General features: G+C 41.2%; 17 protein-coding genes and 1 other RNA gene. 7 read left to right on the top strand and 11 right to left on the bottom strand.

Annotated elements, in window-relative coordinates:
- Window positions 1-27 precede the first annotated feature (27 nt).
- Window positions 28-1,053: an EAL domain-containing protein gene (locus tag KP77_RS08125; protein WP_041122215.1), complete on the bottom strand. Its 1,026-nt coding sequence runs from the start codon at window positions 1,051-1,053 to the stop codon at window positions 28-30.
- Between the two features lie 334 nt (window positions 1,054-1,387).
- Window positions 1,388-2,959 (bottom strand): peptide chain release factor 3, encoded by a 1,572-nt coding sequence (locus tag KP77_RS08120; RefSeq protein ID WP_041122214.1) that lies wholly within the window; start codon window positions 2,957-2,959, stop codon window positions 1,388-1,390.
- 168 nt (window positions 2,960-3,127) lie between these two features.
- Between KP77_RS08120 and KP77_RS08115 the strand changes: the two genes are divergently transcribed.
- Complete coding sequence (locus tag KP77_RS08115; RefSeq protein WP_041122213.1) at window positions 3,128-3,928, top strand: DUF4397 domain-containing protein; 801 nt, start codon at window positions 3,128-3,130, stop codon at window positions 3,926-3,928.
- Between the two features lie 39 nt (window positions 3,929-3,967).
- Window positions 3,968-4,600: a class F sortase gene (locus KP77_RS08110; RefSeq protein ID WP_160289513.1), complete on the top strand. Its 633-nt coding sequence runs from the start codon at window positions 3,968-3,970 to the stop codon at window positions 4,598-4,600.
- A gap of 17 nt (window positions 4,601-4,617) precedes the next feature.
- Here the strand turns inward: KP77_RS08110 and KP77_RS08105 are convergent, their stop codons facing one another.
- Entirely contained in the window at window positions 4,618-4,857 is a 240-nt protein-coding gene (locus KP77_RS08105; protein WP_041122211.1) for a YueH family protein, read from the bottom strand.
- Between the two features lie 140 nt (window positions 4,858-4,997).
- Between KP77_RS08105 and KP77_RS08100 the strand changes: the two genes are divergently transcribed.
- A complete protein-coding gene (locus KP77_RS08100; RefSeq protein WP_041122210.1) occupies window positions 4,998-6,212 on the top strand; it encodes a NupC/NupG family nucleoside CNT transporter in 1,215 nt (404 codons plus the stop codon).
- Between the two features lie 250 nt (window positions 6,213-6,462).
- Here KP77_RS08100 and KP77_RS08095 read toward each other — a convergent pair whose 3' ends face one another.
- From KP77_RS08095 to KP77_RS08075, 6 genes are all read right to left on the bottom strand, one after another.
- Window positions 6,463-7,917, bottom strand: a complete 1,455-nt coding sequence (locus KP77_RS08095) for a UDP-N-acetylmuramoyl-L-alanyl-D-glutamate--2,6-diaminopimelate ligase (RefSeq protein WP_041122209.1) — start codon at window positions 7,915-7,917, stop codon at window positions 6,463-6,465.
- 63 nt (window positions 7,918-7,980) lie between these two features.
- Window positions 7,981-9,030: a M42 family metallopeptidase gene (locus KP77_RS08090; protein ID WP_041122208.1), complete on the bottom strand. Its 1,050-nt coding sequence runs from the start codon at window positions 9,028-9,030 to the stop codon at window positions 7,981-7,983.
- An 84-nt stretch (window positions 9,031-9,114) separates the two neighbouring features.
- Entirely contained in the window at window positions 9,115-9,831 is a 717-nt protein-coding gene (locus KP77_RS17545) for a PepSY domain-containing protein (protein WP_052474037.1), read from the bottom strand.
- A gap of 62 nt (window positions 9,832-9,893) precedes the next feature.
- Complete coding sequence (locus KP77_RS18585) at window positions 9,894-10,238, bottom strand: sensor histidine kinase (protein WP_327063112.1); 345 nt, start codon at window positions 10,236-10,238, stop codon at window positions 9,894-9,896.
- Between the two features lie 45 nt (window positions 10,239-10,283).
- Entirely contained in the window at window positions 10,284-11,246 is a 963-nt protein-coding gene (locus tag KP77_RS08080; RefSeq protein ID WP_327063111.1) for a sensor histidine kinase, read from the bottom strand.
- A complete protein-coding gene (locus KP77_RS08075) occupies window positions 11,243-11,923 on the bottom strand; it encodes a response regulator transcription factor (RefSeq protein ID WP_041122207.1) in 681 nt (226 codons plus the stop codon). Before KP77_RS08075 ends, KP77_RS08080 begins: the two co-directional genes overlap by 4 nt.
- Before the next feature lie 112 nt (window positions 11,924-12,035).
- Here KP77_RS08075 and KP77_RS08070 point away from each other — a divergent pair, with 112 nt between their 5' ends.
- The gene (locus tag KP77_RS08070; protein ID WP_041122206.1) at window positions 12,036-12,473 is read left to right on the top strand and encodes an SACOL1771 family peroxiredoxin; all 438 of its coding nucleotides are present in this window, start codon (window positions 12,036-12,038) and stop codon (window positions 12,471-12,473) included.
- Window positions 12,474-12,543: 70 nt separating this feature from the next.
- Window positions 12,544-13,989, top strand: coding sequence for an aldehyde dehydrogenase (gene aldA, locus KP77_RS08065; protein ID WP_041122205.1), 1,446 nt, complete (start codon window positions 12,544-12,546; stop codon window positions 13,987-13,989).
- 294 nt (window positions 13,990-14,283) lie between these two features.
- On the opposite strand, the gene KP77_RS08060 is transcribed toward aldA, so the two are convergent.
- A complete protein-coding gene (locus tag KP77_RS08060) occupies window positions 14,284-16,104 on the bottom strand; it encodes a putative bifunctional diguanylate cyclase/phosphodiesterase (RefSeq protein WP_041122204.1) in 1,821 nt (606 codons plus the stop codon).
- A 193-nt stretch (window positions 16,105-16,297) separates the two neighbouring features.
- On the opposite strand from KP77_RS08060, the gene kynA reads away from it, so the two are divergent.
- The gene (kynA, locus tag KP77_RS08055; protein ID WP_041122203.1) at window positions 16,298-17,116 is read left to right on the top strand and encodes a tryptophan 2,3-dioxygenase; all 819 of its coding nucleotides are present in this window, start codon (window positions 16,298-16,300) and stop codon (window positions 17,114-17,116) included.
- Between the two features lie 38 nt (window positions 17,117-17,154).
- Here the strand turns inward: kynA and ssrS are convergent.
- Window positions 17,155-17,347: non-coding RNA, 6S RNA (gene ssrS / locus KP77_RS17835), on the bottom strand.
- Window positions 17,348-17,442: 95 nt separating this feature from the next.
- On the opposite strand from ssrS, the gene KP77_RS08050 reads away from it, so the two are divergent.
- Entirely contained in the window at window positions 17,443-18,705 is a 1,263-nt protein-coding gene (locus KP77_RS08050) for an ATP-binding protein (RefSeq protein WP_041122202.1), read from the top strand.
- Window positions 18,706-18,715 lie beyond the last annotated feature (10 nt).

Genomic DNA, 18,715 nt, shown 5'->3' with positions numbered 1-18,715 from the left:
ATTTTCTGATGAGTCAAGAAAAAATCTTTAAGAAGCCACAGATGTATTGATGATCGGTGTTTTAGCAGTCGGTTCAGGTTTTCCAATCAGATAGCCCTGACAAAGGTCGATCCCTACATCTTTACAGACCTTTAATTCTTCTATTCTTTCAAGGCCTTCAGCTAATACTGTAATGCCAAGCTCTTTCGAAACATGCGTTACCTCTTTCAGGAATTTTTGCTTTTCTGTATCTTCATCGCATCTGTCTACATAAGAACGATCAATTTTTACATAGTTCGGCTCAAGCAGCTTCAGCATCTCAATCGTAGAGAACCCTGCACCTACATCATCTAAAGCAACTTTCATCCCTTCACGTTTGTATGTCTCAAACACTTTTTTCAAGTGGTTGACATCCTGAATTTTTTCAGTTTCCACTACTTCAAATACAAGGTCAGCCGGATCTACATTATATTTATTAACTACGTGAAACGTATGCTGAAGGCAATATTCCGGGTTGTATATAGTTGAAGGAAGAAAATTAATAAAGCTCTTTACGCCTGATTGAATATGATTCTTTCTTGCACGGATTGCTTCTTCTCTCGCACGCTGATCTAAGAGTGAGTGCATTTCAGCTTTATTGGCTACCTGGAATAGTTCATATGGAGAAATTGGTTTTTCGTTGCTGTCTGCACGTAATAAAGATTCGTAAGCATATAATTCTCCTGTTGAAATATTTACAATTGGCTGCAGATGACTGATCAGCTTTCCACTCTGGATAAATTCAACAGTTTCCCGATTTTCAAGACGTGTTTTAAAAAGGTCTGCTCTCATATATTGTGCATAATTATTTTTTGCTGATATCCCACATTCCAACCCGCTATTCATAGCTGACACTTCATCTGCCATTTCTACAAGCTGTTCGAGACTATGATAGCCAGATTTATACGTATCCCCAAGACCGATTACAGGAAAGGACAAAGATTTAATTTCACTTTCAGAAATATTCTTCAAATGAAAAGTTCCTTCATCTGAAAATTTCATATTAACACCACAATTAGCACACTTCGTAAACATATTAACGCCCCCACCTTCATTTTTAATACTGCTAATTATCTACCCTTAAAAACATACTTTATTCCTATATTGTAGTAAAATTTAATCTTCTTTCAAAAGCTCTGTTAAAGGTGGCTGTTGCTTTCCGCTGCAGGGGGAACGCTTTCCGCAGGGCGTGCGGTGAGCCTCCTCGCGCTTCGCGCTGTGGGGTCTCACCTGTCACGCTTCTCCTGCTGGAGTCGTCCCCCTTCCGCTGCAATCAACAGCTGCGCTAAAACAACATTGGGCTTTAACATAGCCTTTCAAAAAATAACCCTCCCCGAATGCTCAGGGAGGGTTATTTTCGACTCATATTTTATAAAAGACTGTACAATTTAATTTCAGGATGTTTATCAGAGAACCATCTCATTGCAAAATCGTTCTCAAACAGGAAGACAAGCTTACCGTATCTGTCTTTCACCAGCATACTTCTCTGTGAGGACATCGCATCTTTCACATCTTCCTCATTTTCAATCCAACGGGCAATTTTTGATCCGATATTCTCCATCATGACATCTGTGTTATATTCATTTTTCATTCTGTGTTCGAATACTTCAAATTGAAGCTGTCCGACAGCGCCTAATATAATTTCATCTGTACGGTAAGTTTTATACAGCTGAATAGCACCTTCCTGTACCAGCTGATTAATACCCTTATGGAAGTGCTTTTGTTTCATAACATTTTTTGCAGTTACTCTCATAAAGAGTTCAGGTGTGAACTGTGGCAGTTTTTCAAATGCAAAATTCTTTTTGCCGCCTGACAGGGTGTCGCCAATCTGATAATTTCCTGTATCGTGTATTCCGATAATATCCCCACTCACTGCATTATCAACCGTGTTACGGTCATCAGCGAGAAACGAAGTAGAAGAACTCAGCTTGATCGTTTTACCCGTTCTGCTCAGCTGTACCGGCATTCCTCTCTCAAATTGCCCTGAACATATTCTAAGAAAAGCAATTCTGTCACGGTGCGCTGGGTTCATATTCGCCTGGATCTTAAAAATAAATCCTGAAAATTCTTCCTCAGTTGCCGCTACTTCCCCCTGATCTGTTTTTCTCGGCTGTGGCATCGGGGCAAACTGCAGATACGTCTCAAGAAACGTCTGAACACCGAAGTTTGTCAGCGCGCTTCCGAAAAACACTGGCGTAACCTCGCCATTTTGCAAACGGTCAGTTGTAAATTCATTTCCTGCTTCATTAAGAAGCAGCACATCCTCGAGTGCCTGATCATATAGAGAAGAGTTTTTAATTTCATAGTCTCCATCAAGTTCCCCTTCATCATTTAAAGGCAGGAAACGCTTGTCGTCTTCGACTCTGAACTGTTCAATTCTTTTATGATAGCGGTCATAAATGCCAAGGAATTCTTTTCCCATACCGATTGGCCAGTTCATGGCATACGATTCAATACCAAGTACTTCTTCTAACTCTTCCATAATTTCAAGCGGTTCTCTTCCCTGCCGGTCAAGCTTATTAACAAATGTAAAGATTGGAATACCTCTCATCTTACATACTTTGAACAGCTTTAAAGTCTGCGCCTCGATCCCTTTAGCAGCATCGATAATCATGACTGCACTGTCTACTGCCATCAGTGTGCGGTATGTATCTTCACTGAAGTCCTGGTGACCTGGTGTATCAAGGATATTGATTCTTTTACCGGAATAATCAAATTGCATCACTGATGATGTTACTGAGATTCCACGCTGTTTCTCAATTTCCATCCAGTCTGAAGTTGCATACTTTCCGGTTTTCTTTCCTTTAACGGTTCCGGCTGCTCTGATTGCTCCACCAAATAGTAACAGCTGTTCTGTCAGCGTTGTTTTACCGGCATCCGGGTGAGAAATAATTGCAAACGTACGCCGTGATTTTACCTCATCTATAAATGTCATATCCATTTCCTCTCATGTATGAATTTCTACAAGTAACATCATATTAGTTTCTATAACATATTGCAATCAGACTCAAAATGTAAAAAAGCACATTTAGAGTTGTGCAAAAGTTGAACACGTTGTATAAATAAGTTGTACATTACTTGTACCAATTAAAAAAGGAGAGTGATTTTTGTGAAGAAACTTTTTAGTACCCTTGCTGCTGCGATTATAGTTATGGCTATGATGGGCGGCGCTGCATTAGCAGACAATCATGAAGGTGGAGAAGGTTGGGTAAGAGTGATTCACGCATCACCTGATGCACCTGCTGTTGATGTGTATGTCAATGGAGAAGCAGTTGTTGAAGGCGCAGAATTCAAAGCATTCACTGATTACTTAGCACTTCCTGCAGGCGATCATGAAGTTGAGATCTTCCCTGCCGGAGACACAGAAACAGCTGTCATCTCAGAAACACTTACAGTTGAAGAAGGTATGTATTATACTGCAGCTGCTGTAGGAACACTTGATAGCATTCAACTGAATGTTACACAGGATGACCTTTCAATTGGTGAAGGAATGACTAAAGTTCGTGCAGGTCACTTCTCTCCTGATGCACCGGCAGTAGATGTTGGTCTGATCGGTGGAGACGCAGTATTCTCTGGAGCTGAATTCCCAGGCGTAACTGATTTTGCTGAACTTGAAGCTGGAACATATGACCTTGAAGTACGTACGCCTGAAGGTGATCAGGTACTTGATCTGTCAGGTACTGCGCTAGAAGCTGGAATGGCTTACAGTGTATATGCAGTTAATACACTAGACAGCATTGAAGCATTAGTTGTAACAGCACCAGCTTCATCTGGTATGCCATCTGAAATGCCTGAAACAGGTATGGGTGGTGCAGCTGACCAGTCTAATGCAGGTATGATGGCAGTAGCAGCAATGGCTGCCGGAGCAGCACTTCTGATTGTATTCCGCAAGCGCGTATTCCAATCTTAATTAATGAAAAAACTGATGATATTTACAGGGCTGATTTTGATGATGAGTGGATGCTCATCATCTGGTCAGCTTTTTTCTGCAGATACGGCTGCTCCTTCTGCAGAAGATACTGAGAAAATTGAAACACAAAGTACTCAGCCGGTAATAGATGATGCTGTAACAGAAAATGAAGATATCGGCCAAAGTGAGCCGACTGTAACCTCCATTGTACAGGATACATCCCTGCAGCCAAGCAGAGTGTCAATACCGGCAATTGGTGTAGATGCGGTTGTCAATCCATACGGACTGGATGAATCAGGCGGAATGGCTGTACCGGATAATGGTGAAGAAGTTGCATGGTTTGAACCCGGCTTCAAACCCGGACAAAGAGGAAACGCTGTACTGGCTGGTCACGTTGACAGTGAGAAAGCGCCTGCAGTGTTTTGGGATCTGAAGAAATTGAATCCCGGAGATGAGATTACAGTTACAGGCAGTAATGGTGAAACGCTTGTATTTGTTGTAAAGGATTCTGTAGCTTATGATACAGGCGAAGCCCCTATCGAAGAAATATTTGGATCTTCAGCTGAAAAGGGACTGAACCTGATTACTTGTACGGGGTATTTTGACCGTGGTAATGGCGGATATGTTGAGAGATTAGTAGTATATACTGAATTAAAGGCTGATCAGGCTTGATCAGCCTTTAATAAGGTCTACATTTCCCCTGTCCACTGACGGATGCGGGAAGCAAGCTCCTCCGCTTCAGACGGATCAGTCCGGTGAGCCAAAGATTCACCCAGCTGTTTAACCAACTCCGCACCTGCATCATCATATGTGAAAAACCAGGACCACTCTAATGAAGGAATCGCAATCAGTATTGTTTCTTCTTTTTTATTCTCATGAATATACACAGTTCTTTCTCCATAGGGACCATAGCTTTTTCTAATTTTCAAGTTCCATACCTCCTCAGATGTCAGACATCATACTTTTATTGACGTTTCTGTGACGATTATTGAAACGCTTGCAATTGCATTGTAGAATGAGAAAAGCAAATAAGCAATACACATTTTACAAACGGTTAGGAGCTGTAAATATGAACATTTTATGGGGATTTTTCGGGATCTTAACAATCCTTGGAATTGCCTTTGTATTCTCAAATAATAGAATGAAGATTAATTGGCGACCGGTACTTGTCGGCCTGGCGATTCAGCTGACATTTGCTTTTCTTGTTCTTCAGACCGGTGTCGGCAGAAGTTTTCTTGAATGGTTGACTTTTGGTGTAAATAATATTATTAACTATGCAAATGCAGGAATAGATTTCGTTCTCGGCGGATTTGGCTATCAGGCTGAAGGCGGAATGGTATTTGCGATTAACGTGTTAACCATTATTATCTTTTTCTCTTCCTTAATTTCAGTGCTGTATTATCTGAAAATCATGCAGGTTGTTATTAAATTTTTAGGCGGCGGACTATCCTGGATGCTTGGCACAAGAAAAGCTGAGTCAATGTCAGCTTCAGCTAACATATTTGTTGGACAGACTGAAGCACCATTAGTCGTTAAGCCTTATATCGCTAATATGACAAACTCAGAGCTGTTTGCAGTTATGACTGGAGGACTTGCTTCAGTAGCAGGTTCTGTTCTGATCGGATATTCACAGCTTGGTGTACCACTTGAATACTTGTTAGCTGCAAGCTTTATGGCTGCACCTGCAGGTCTAGTCATGGCAAAGATGTTTGTTCCTGAGACAGATAATCGTCCTGACCCTGAGGACTTCGAAATGGAAGCTGATGAAGAAGCTTCTAACGTAGTTGATGCAGCAGCTAAAGGTGCAAGTACTGGTCTTCAGCTGGTTCTTAACGTTGGTGCAATGTTAATCGCGTTCATCGCTTTAATCGCAATGTTAAACGGGATTCTTGGTGGAATTGGCGGCTGGTTCGGTTTTGAACAGCTTTCAATTGAATTAATTCTTGGTTATATTTTTGCACCTCTTGCATTTGCAATTGGTATTCCGTGGGATGAAGCAGTAAGAGCAGGTAACTTTATCGGTCAGAAGCTTGTATTGAATGAGTTTGTTGCTTATGCAAACTTCGCTCCTGAAATGGATTCATTCTCTGATAAAACGGTTGCTGTTATTACTTTCGCTCTTTGTGGATTCGCTAACATCTCTTCTCTTGCGATTCTGCTTGGCGGACTTGGTAACCTTGCACCGAGCAGACGTCCTGATATTGCACGTATGGGTATCCGCGCTGTTGCAGCCGGTGCGCTTGCGTCAATGCTTTCTGCATCTATTGCAGGTATGTTCTTTTAAGCAGAAGGGATCTGTTAAAGTTGGCTGCTGATTTCCGCTGCAGGGGGCGCTTTCCGCATGGGTGCGCCGGTTTGTGGCGCCATCCCGCCTCCTCAGCGCATGGCGCTTGCGGGGTCTCACCTGTCCGACTTCTCCTGCTGGAGTCGCCCCCTTCCGCTCCAATCACAGCTGTGCAAATCCAATTATCTGGTTATCATAGTTAGTAAAAAAGGTTGTCCACCCGGACAACCTTTTTCTGTACATTATTTTCTTAGAACCGCTCTGCAATAACTTCGAGTGCAATGTTACTGTCGCTATGCGGGTATTTTGTATTTTCGATGATCTGATAGTCTTCATGCCCTTTGCCTGCGAAAATGATAATATCATCAGGTTCCGCCTGCTGCATCAGGTGTCTGACTGCTTCTCCCCTGTCTCCAATACATGCATACCCTTTATGCTCCATCCCTTTTTCAAGATCTGATGTAATACTCTCATAGCTTTCATAACGCGGGTCATCTGTTGTTAAAACCACATAGTCAGCAAGTGATGCCATTTTAGCCATAGCCGGACGCTTTGATTTATCCCTGTTGCCGCCTGTACCGATTAAGAAAAGAATCCTGTTTTTCTTAAACGGCATTACAGATTTAATCGCTTTTTCAATCGCATCTGGTGTGTGGGCATAATCAATATAGATTGAAAGCGGTGCTGAGGTCGGTACCAGCTGCATTCTGCCTGAAACCGGTGCGACTTCTTTTAATGCCTCTACCAGGTCGGATACACGGTAGCCTTTTGCATACAAAGCAGCAATTGCAGCGAGCGTATTCGATACATTAAAAGTGCCAAGCAGCTGCGTTTCAAGGTCAAATGCTCCTTCAGGTGACATCAGCTTATAATAAGTGCGGTCTGCCATATACTGAATGTCTTCAGCGTAAAAGTCAGCCGGTTTTTCCATACTGTAACTGATTACTTCATGCGGTGTCATTTGTGCATAGCGTTCAAACCATTCATCATCAAGATTTAACACAGCGGCTTTTTGCTTTGTCAGATCCTGACCAAGCTGTGAAAACAGTAACCCTTTTGCATAGCCGTAGTGCTCCATTGTGTGATGGTAATCAAGGTGATCATGGCTCAGATTAGTAAATACAGCTACATCAAAATCAACACCCCACAGTCTCCCTTCAACAAGACCGTGAGAAGAAACTTCAAAGATCATATTACTGATCCCCTGCTCTTTTGCTGTGTGAATCATTTTTTGAGTCGTCAGCAGGTCACTCGTTGTATTAGCGCTTTGGCGCAGATCACCATCAAGATCAAAACCGATTGTACCTGAGAGTGCCGAACGGCCTCCAAGCTTTCTGATCAGCTCATGAATCAGGTTTGATACAGACGTTTTTCCATTTGTGCCGGTCACACCAAAGACATTCATCTTTTCAGATGGAGAGCCGTAAAACCTGTCTGCAAGGAAAGCAAGTGCCCGTGCAGAATCTTTAACGATTATCTGACAGGCTTCAAGCTCAAGCTCTTTTTCAGTAATGATAAGTTTCGCGCCATTTTTTACTGCTTGACCTGCAAAATCGTGGCCATCAACTGTATAGCCTTTTTGACAGACAAATGCGGTACCATCTGTCACTGCTCTTGAGTCAATTTCAAGTGCTGTAATGTCTTCAGGCAGTGTTCCTGTTTGCTTAATTAATGATAGATCTTTTATTAATTCATTTGTTTTCATGATGATTTCCTCACTCGTTAAATAATTTCTTCATTTGATATTTTACTCTTATTTTATATTTCTTCAATCATTGCTTAATGAAGACGTAAGATAACGAAGAATGAGCGTTTCAGTATGATATAAGGATTTCTCGTGTGTACGTTCATTAGCATGGGAAGCGTCAACACCTGCTCCTATTAATCCGTGCTTAATATCCGCTCCCGCTTTGACTGCAGCTGAAGCATCTGAACCATAATAATTATAAATATCCACCTTATAGTCAATGTCATGGTCCTTAGCAAGCTGTACTAAATGTTTTCTCAAGCCATAATGATATGGCCCTGAACTGTCTTTCGCACAGATCGATACTGTAAATTCGTCAGAGCTCTGACCATCCCCGAGTGCTCCCATATCAACAGCGATATACTCTTTTGTTTCAAAAGGAATATTTGAATTCCCTCCAAAACCGATTTCTTCGTTATTTGCAATAATAAAATGAGTTGTATAGGGAAGTGTTATATCTTCGGTTTTAAGCAGTTCTGCTGCTTTCATCAGCATTGCCACACTCGCTTTATCATCAATATGGCGTGATTTAAAAAATCCGCTTTCCGTGATTTGCGGACGTGGATCAAAAGAAATGAAATCCCCTACTGAGATACCAAGTGCTTCTGCGTCTTCTTTTGAATGAATAACTTCATCAAGTCTGACTTCCATATTGTCATTGCTGCGCTCGAGTGTCCCGGCGTTTTTATATGTATGAACAGATGCCTGATGGAGCAGGATTGTACCGGTATATTTTTTCCCTTCTGCTGTTTCAACCGTGCAATATTCACCTTCTGCAGCATTCCACCTGAAGCCGCCGATCATCGACATTTTCAATCTGCCGTCGGGCTTTATCTCTTTTACCATTGCCCCAAGTGTATCCACGTGTGCAGTTAATACGCGATGTTCCTGATGATTCTCACCTTGAAAAGTTACTATCAGTCCACCCTTATTCGTTACTCTTGACGGAATGTCTCTTTCACCAAACCAGTTTTTAATATATGTAATGATTCCAAATGTGTTACCTGAAGGGCTTGGAATTGATACAAGTTCCTTTAATAGATTCATTGTTTCTTTTGCATTCGCCTGCATATGTAAACCTCCTGTAAATGTCATCTATGTATTAGTTTACTATACACGCACTGAAAGACAAAACGGACTTTACGTCCGTTTTGTTCAATCATCCCAATAGGTTGACATTACCTGACCTGAAATCGCATTAATTTGTACTGAGGCTTCGTTATCCTCAGTTTCAATTTCAACAATGAAATATGGCACGCCATCTGTCTGTTCGAGTTCAATATCATCCACTTCACCCGAAACAGCTTCAAGAGCAATACCTATTGCTTCCTGTTCAGTCAAAATTCTCGCCGGCTCTTGTATATTCGTTTCTTTTTGTTCTTCATCAATGATTTCAGTTTCACCGGATTTTGCGTTAACTGCGATTGTCACAATACGGGATTCTTCCTCAAATACAAACTCGTATTGTTTTCCATCAGCAGATCCTGACTGGCTACTTGAAGCAATCTCTCCCTCACTGCTTTGTCTGGCAATTTCAAGTGCTTCCTCCTCAGTCAGTTCAGCCGTCATCTGTTCTTCAACAGAATCGTTCATAGAAATATTTTCAAGGTGTGACACACTGTTATTTTCACGGTCGATCTCCAATGAGTATCGTCCACTTTCATTTTCAAGGTTAAAGACAAAGACGTTTCCATCTTCTTCGATCAATTCTGCAGCATGACCGGGATATCTTTCATCTATTAATTGAAGCGCCTCTTCCTGTGTCATAGGTGCAGCCTGAGTACCGGAAGTCATGAATTGCTGGACAAAAATGATTAACACAACAGCAAGGAGAGCACCACCGGTCATCCAGATAAACCTTTGCTTTTTCACTGCCTTCACCTCCACTTTTTACTATCATACCCTGTGAAGATTAGAAACTGATGAGAATCAGATTAAGAATATAGTCTGAAACGGATCGAAGCTGTCGTTCCCTCTCCTTCTGTACTTTGCAGACTGATTGTCATGCCGAGTACTTCTGATAATTCCTTTGCCAGTGATAGACCAAGTCCGTATCCGCCGGACTTCCTCGTTCTGGCTTTATCAACCCGGTAAAATCTGTCGAATACTTTTGGCAAATCGCCCTCAGGTATACCAATTCCTTTGTCAGTTACAGTAATGACTCCCTGATCCAGCTCCACTTTAATAGCAACATGGATCGCACTTTCACTATACTTAATTGCATTATCCATCAGAATATAAATAAGCTGTTTCAGCTTTTGCGGATCTGCTGTAGCCATAATGTTCTCCTCTGCTTCAACTGCTATCTCTCTGTCATATGCTTTTCAAAACCCTTCAGCAGACTCCTTAACAAGAGAAGTAATATTCACCCGCTCAAGCTGGAGCTTCCACTGCTCTCCATGCTTTGCTAGAAGCAAAAGCTGTTGTGTTAACTCTTTCATTCTGATCGCTTCAGAGTGAATAGCTTCAACCGATTCGTCTACTACTTCAGGATTTTCTGTACCTCTGCGCTTGATTAAGTCCGCGTAGCTTTCGATTACAGTAAGCGGTGTTTTCAATTCATGAGAAGCATTTGCGACAAATTGTTCCTGCTTTTCATAGTTTGATTCAAGAAGGCTCATCATATGGTTGAAGCTTTCTCCCATCTGATATAACTCATCTTTAGACTTTTCTTCAAGCGGGATTCTCTTGAACTCCCCGCTCTTTTGTATATCCTTCATCGTACCGGTCATAGACCTGATTGGCCCCATAATGACATTACCGAGCAGCCTGCCGGAAATAAATACAGGAATCAGCGCCAATATCATCACAGCTGCAAGCGTATTTCGCAGCACCTCTAAGTTTGAAACAGCTGTTTCTATACTTTCATAAACCTGCAGATTCACGACAGAACCGTCCGTCCATATCATCGGTATAGACACAAATGTAAAGGTTTCCTCATCCACTTTAATGATTTCAGCATGCTCCGATGAGTAAAAAATCCTTTCAATATTTCTCAGTGTATTCTGCCCGGGTGAGAGTACAGTTCCGAAAGAACGTTGATCTTGAGTGACTATGGATGCTGCACCATCGAGTGGTCCAAAAGCCCGCAGAAGATCTTCTTCAGGGATCACACCTGCACTGCTGATCATACTCGCAGCAGTACTTGAAGTATCCATTTCAGCTGAATTCAGTTCACTGCTATAGGTCAGGTTGCTGAACGTAAAGTAGATCGCAATACTGATCAAAAGAAGCAGGATCGCAAAGACGCCTGATGTATACAAGTGAATTTTATTTTGCAGCTTCATTCATTCACCTTCAATACATAGCCAACTCCCCTGACCGTATGGATGAGAGGTGCTGCGCCGTCCGGATCAATCTTCTTCCGGATATACCTGATATAGACATCCACAACATTCGTATCACCATAATAATCATAGCCCCAGACTGCATTTAAAATCTGTTCACGATTTAAGACCTGCTTCATGTTTTTCAATAAATAGACGAGTAGATCGAATTCTCTTGGAGTCAGCTCTATCTCTGAGCTGCCTCTTCTTACTTCACGCGTTTGTTCATTTAATTCCAGATCTCCCGCCTTTAATACCTGCGTATCTTCTGAACGTTTTGTCCTGAGCACAGCACGGACTCTGGCAAGAAGTTCTTCTATCTGAAACGGTTTTGTGATGTAATCATTAGCGCCAAGGTCGAGGCCTGATACTTTATCTTCTACAGAATCTTTTGCTGTCAGCATTATGACAGGCGTTGATGAATCAGAGGAACGGATTCTGCGAAGCAGTTCGATACCGGTCATTTCAGGCAGCATGACATCAAGTAAAATCAGATCCCAGCTTTCTCCCCTGTACTTCTCAAGTGCACTATATCCTGAAAAAGCTTTATCTGTTTCATATCCTTCGAATCCAAGTTCAAGCTCGAGCACACGCGCGATTTTTTCTTCATCTTCAACAATCAGGATTTTTTTCTTCACAATGATCTCTCCTGCGTCTTTTTAAAATATTGTAGCACAGGTTTTCTGCAGCTTCCTTTTTGAACATCAATGTTACAATGTTGATGAATCAACTTTCAGAAAGGAAGATTAGATGGCTGAACATTCTTTTCATTTAAAAGCTGACTGGCCAGGCGGACGAAACAGCGTGGGTAACATCGAGGCAGGTAATCTGAAGACTGATATTTCAATTCCGCCTGAGATGAACGGCCCTGGCATCGGAACGAATCCCGATGAAATGCTACTCGGAGCTGCTGCAACATGCTATATTATTACACTGGCAGCAAAGCTTGAGCGTGCCGGAATCACACCGGCAGAAATGACCCTTGAATCGGAGGGTATTGTTGAAGTAAATGACAAAGGCGTCATAACCTATAAAATGATTATTCATCGTCCTTACGTGAAATCTGAATCAGTTCACCAAAAGAAAATTGAGCGTTATATGGAGCAATCCGAGGAGAGCTGTATGATCTCAAGAGCACTGAAAGGAAACGTTGACATCAGGCTCGAAAAAAAGTTTGAATCTCTTTAGAGCATCAAAATGTTTCTATCCTGCTAAATGTGGAAAACATACACTATTCCATACTTAGGAGGATTTTTTTATGATTAAACATAAACTTTATATTAATGGGCAATACACAGAGTCAACTGGTGATGAGTGGATTGACATTGTTAATCCTGCTACAGAAGAAGTCATCTCCCAGACGCCGAAAGGGACAGAAGAAGACGTAAATAAAGCAATTGATGCAGCATTCGAAGCTCAGAAGAAGTGGGAAAAGGTTCCCTCTAATGAACGTGGTCAGATTGTCAGAAAGCTTGGAGACAAAATCAAGGAAAATCGTGAAACATTCATCAAGCTGCTGATTGAAGAACAGGGTAAACCACAGGATCAGGCTTCAGATGAAGTTGATACAGCGATTGATTATTTCCATTATATGTCTGAATGGGCGCGAAGAATTGAAGGGGAAATCCTCCCGAGTGACCGACCGAATGAAAATATATTTATTTATAAAAAACCGATCGGTGTTGTAGCCGGCATCGTACCATGGAACTTCCCGGTGTTTATTCTTGCAAGAAAAGTTGCTACAGCATTAATTGCAGGTTGTTCAATCGTATTAAAACCGAGTCAGCAGACACCAAATACAGCTGCCGAATTCACAAAAATTGTAGATGGAATGGATGAAATTCCAAAAGGCGTATACAACTACGTAACTGGAACCGGCTCTACAATTGGTAATGTGATGGCTTCTCACCCGAAAGTAGGAATCATTACAATGACAGGCAGTGTCGGTGCCGGTACAAAGGTCATGGAAGCTGCCGCTCAGAACATTACTAAAGTAAATCTGGAGCTTGGTGGTAAAGCACCTGCGATTGTGACTGAGAATGCTGACCTCGATCTTGCGGTAAAGCATATTGTTACCTCAAGATTGACGAACTCAGGTCAGGCATGTACAAATGCTGAACGCGTATATGTACAGGAATCCGTTGCGGAAGCTTTTACTAAAAAACTGACTGAAGCAATGAAACAATCTGAAACTGGTGATCCGAATAATGAAACCGGCCTCGACTTTGGACCACTGGTCAGCAAAGACCGTCTGGACACTGTACACGAAATGGTTGAAAAAGCAGTCAGTGAAGGTGCTGAAATTCTGACAGGCGGTAAGCCGCTTGATCGTGAAAAAGGATTCTTCTATGCTCCGACAGTGCTTGGCAATGTACAGCACAATTCTTCAATTATAAAAGAAGAAGTGTTCGGACCGGTATTGCCGATTGTGACTTATAAAACATTAGATGAAGCAATAGAAATGAGTAATGACACGGAATATGGACTTTCATCATCTGTCTATACTGAAAATTACCATGAGACAATGAGAGTGATTAATGGCTTGAAATTCGGTGAGACTTTTGTAAACCGCGAAAATTTCGAAGCGTTGCAGGGTTACCACGCCGGCGTGCGCAAATCAGGACTTGGCGGAGCTGATGGGAAACATGGACTGGATGATTTCCTTGTCACTCACGTTGCCTATATGCAATATAAAACAGAATAAGTGTCTAAAGACCTGCTTATGCAGGTCTTTTTTCTTCTTTTTCACATGATCTTGTTTAATCATTTGTGATCTGGGAATGGACTAATATCACAAACAAAACGACCACACCATAGGAGGAGATCATCATGAGAGAAGAAAATGTTTCATATACAAAGTCTGATATACTGACAGGTTTCGCCGGGACAGGAGTCATCACTGCTCTTCTGCTCTTCCTGACAAGCATTTAATAATAATCAGCAATTATACTTATAAAAAAGGCATCAGCTGTCACTTGAGACAGCTGATGCCTTTTTTTCACATCACTTGTTCCGGCCTGAACTTGTTGACCCACTGTGTTAATTCCGCAGGAGGTACCGGTTTACTAATGAGATAACCCTGAAACCTTTGACAGCCCAGGCTTTGAAGTAAACCGAGCTGATCCTGAGTCTCCACTCCCTCAGCAATGACTGAAAGCCTCAGGTTGTCTGCAAGATCGATAATCGTCTTTACCAGTGCTTCACTCTTTTTGTTCTGTGTAAGCAGTCTGATGAATTCCCTATCTATTTTTATTTCGTTCACCGGATAGTCCAGGAGGTAGACAAATGCCGAAAAGCCAGTACCAAAGTCATCTACGGACAGTTTAACGCCTTTTTTCGTAAAGAGGTGAAGCCTTTCAAGTACAATTGAACTCTCCTCCATTGCCACAGATTCCGTAATCTCAAGGCACAGCTTATCAGGTGATAGCTGATATTGATCCAGGGCCTGAAAAATCATCTCCGGAAAATGCTCATGAATAAACTGCCTTGAAGAAATATTAACTGACACGCCAAGATGAGTCATTCCTGCTTCATGGAACTTCTTAAGCGTCTTCAATGACTCCTGTATGATCCATTCCCCGAGCGGGACAATAAATCCTGTTGATTCTGCTAATGGAATAAAAATATCAGGTCTTACTAGTCCTATTTCAGGATGATTCCACCTCACAAGTGCCTCAAAACCATCGATCCTAGCATCAGGTCCTGATATTTGAGGCTGAAAATACATCATGAATTGATTTTCAATCAATCCTTTTCTGAGGTTCATCTCAATTTCAAAATAATCACGGCTTGATTCTTTCATATCTTCTGTAAAATACGTCAAGCTGTTTCTCGATGAATGTTCTTTACCTTTATTTAAAGCGATCTGAGCAGTTTGCAGAAGTTCTTTCACAGAGTGATCATTCATACTGACCCCGAAGCTGAATGAAGCAGCCACATCAAACCCGTTTACTTTAAACGGTTCAGCTAAAGAAGCCTGAAGTTCTCCAATCCTGCTTTCAATTTGTTCATGACTGGTGAAAAGCACAAAATGAAACTGATCAGCCTGTGCGAGAAATTCTCCTGGCTTCAAAATTTGCAGGAACCGTTCTGCAATTGCTTTTACAATCACATCACCGGAATCATATCCGATTGCATCAACCATTTGTGTAAACTGATCGATTTCAATGTAACAGACAGAATGGTGAGAAGATTTTCTTAACCGGCTTGCTGCCTCTTTATAAAACATATTGAGGTTTGGCAGGAAAGTCAGCTGGTCGTAGTAGGCTAAAAACTCGAGTTTTTCTTCGAGTTCCTGCTTCTGGATCCGGTCAAAAATAAACGCAATCAGATCTGCAAAAGTGCCGGCGAGCGATTCCTCAAGCTTCCCCCACTCAATCTTTTCTGAGGTTTCACAGCAGATAACTCCGATTACTCCGCTGGCCATTACAATCGGTGCATCTATTATTGATCTAATATGACCTGATGCTTCAAAATAATGAGGATAGAGTTCTTTTACCCGCTGATCGGTTGATACGTCAGTAATTGATAAAACTCTATTTCCCTGAAGCAGGTTATAATAATTTGGGAATTGTTTTTTATGTAGTACTTCACCACTTGAGTGCTGTCCCTGATGGTAAATATTCAGCGCAGTTAATGCAGGGCGTTCCTGATCAAATGTCCACACACTTACCCGCTCACACTGAATCATTTCAGACATGGCTTCACAAAGCTGTTCGATTGTGTATTGCAGGTCGTGCGAAGAAACTTTTTTTATTTTTGCAAGCTGAAAAAGTCGCTGCTGTTGAATTTTGAAAAGTTCATGATCATTATTTAACAATTCTGACACCTCTTTGAATATTTTGACAGCACTGGGTAAATAAAATGATAAAGACCTAATTTTTTCTTATCCAATAGATCAATTTTACCACAGAAATACATAAGAACGTAATTATTTTTGAATATTTCCTATTGTACAAAAAGAATTTTGTTAAAATGATAGACGAATCAAATTTTTTAAAGGACGTGTAATAATGAGTGATCAAAAAGTGTATACAGATTTTAAAGATGATATGACATATGCGGATTATCTGTCTTTAGACAGTCTTCTCTCATCGCAAAACAGATTATCAGGACATCATGATGAAATGCTTTTCATCGTCATTCATCAGGTAAGCGAGCTGTGGATGAAATTGATTATTCATGAAATACAGGCAGCATGTCAGTCTCTTAAAGAAAATCAATTCGAGCCTGCTTTTAAACAATTGGCCAGAGTGTCGAAAATCCAGGAACAGATTATTAAAGCATGGGATGTACTTGCTACAATGACGCCTTCTGAGTATATTGAGTTTCGTGATTCTCTAGGAAAGGCTTCAGGCTTTCAGTCTTATCAGTACAGATTGATTGAGTTTTCACTCGGATACAAGATCCCTCACATCCTCAAAATTTACAAGCAGGATCAGGAAGTATTCAATATGCTCGAAAAAGCGTATCATTCAAAAGGATTATATGACATTGCGATTGAAAAACTGGCGGAAGCAGGATTTGAAATTCCGGATGAAGTACTGAATAGAGATTTTTCTAATCCGTATCAAAAAAACACGGAGGTAAAAGCGGCATGGAGCGAAGTATATAAAGACAGCCAGACATACTGGACACTGTATCAGCTGGCTGAAAAACTCGTGGACCTCGAAGACTGGCATCAGCAATGGCGATTCCGTCATATGAAAACAGTTGAAAGAATTATCGGTTTTAAAAAAGGTACTGGCGGCTCTTCGGGTGTCAACTACTTAAAAAGCGTCCTTGATTCGTATTTCTTTCCTGAACTATGGGATTTACGGACTGAACTATAAAGAATAATCCATATAAAAAAACCGGGGATATCCCCGGTTTTTAAGCCGCAATTGCCGTAGTTTTATTAAGAAAGTTTTTAAACCACCACTCCTCAAAGTGGGTGTTCGCAAAAGCGTTCATGTACGTCCTCATACGCTGATGAGGCATGACAATCCGACTTTTATTTAAAACTCCCGTTAACAGATCAAAGGTTAAAACTTACTTAGAACATACGCACAACGCAGCCTGAGTAAAAATCATATCGCAATGCCTCCGGAATATCAATCAAAACGTTTCAATCTGTGTTATTATGATACGTACTGACTACTAACTTGGAGTTTGATATATGGACGTTTTAACAAAAGATTTACTTGTCAATTTTTTATTAATGATTCTGCCTTTATTATTTATACAAATCGTTTATTTTTATTCTTACCATAATCGTCTTCAAAACAAAGAAGGCAGGCTCGCTGCGATTTTCCCTGCGATCTCAATCTTACTTTGCCTCTCATTTCCTTTTACGATCAATGAAGGTTTTCTATGGGATCTCCGTGCGGTTCCGATTGTATTAGGAACCTTATATGGCGGCTACCCTATGGGGATTTTCCTCACGATTGTAGCATTAATCATCAGAGCGCTCCTTGGCGGGGATGGCGTGTTGATTTCTACCATTACACTATTATTGATATGGATTTTGTATTTCATTTTCATGAAGAGGTTCCAGCGTTCACATATACCGGGTAAAATCCTGATTGGAACTTCATTAGTGTCCTTCCTCGTCATCTGTAACCTGGCATTATCTTATTTTATTTTTGATGTACTTATGCCGATTGATGTATGGATAACCTTTACCATTATTAATGTAACAGGCCTGGTGATTGCACTGATCCTATGGGAAATTATCAGGACAAATTTTCTTATTTTAAACGACCTGATCAGAGCTGAGAAAATGTCTGTTGTCAGCCACCTTGCAGCAAGTATATCCCATGAAGTGAGGAACCCGCTGACAGTCTGCAGAGGCTTTATTCAAATGGCTCTGCAGGACGGCAGGGCTGATCAAAACCAGCGTTACTACCTTGATACGGCGATAAAGGAAATCGATCATGCCACTGATATTATTAACGACTATCTCACCTTTGCAAAACCTGCTACTGAACAGTATACAGTCATTCATATTCATGATGAGATTACACATTCAGTTAAAGTACTTCAGCCGCTTGCAAATATGAATACCGTCCACATCTCTGTTAAAAATCATTTGCATAATGACGCGATGTTGAAAGCAGAGAGAAAACAGTTTCAGCAATGCCTGATTAATATTTTTAAGAATGGAATTGAAGCAATGTCTGATGGTGGAACGCTCACGATCACCCTCTCTCAGCATCTGTTGGGATGCACCATTACCGTTGAGGATGAAGGATATGGCATGACTGAAGAAGAAGTTAACAGGCTTGGCGAACCTTATTTTTCAACGAAAGAAAAAGGAACAGGCCTTGGTTTGATGGTATCCTATAGTATTGTTAAAGCCATTGGCGGCTCAATTAAAGTATTCAGCAGTAAAAATCAGGGCACCAGGTTTGAGATTACACTACCTGTTCATAGAGAATAGGCAGAAAAGG

This window comes from Jeotgalibacillus alimentarius (assembly GCF_000829445.1).
GTDB classification, from domain to species: Bacteria; Bacillota; Bacilli; order Bacillales; family Jeotgalibacillaceae; genus Jeotgalibacillus; species Jeotgalibacillus alimentarius.
The sequence above is the reverse complement of the archived record's forward strand: the minus strand, read 5'-3'. Positions and strand labels throughout refer to the sequence as shown.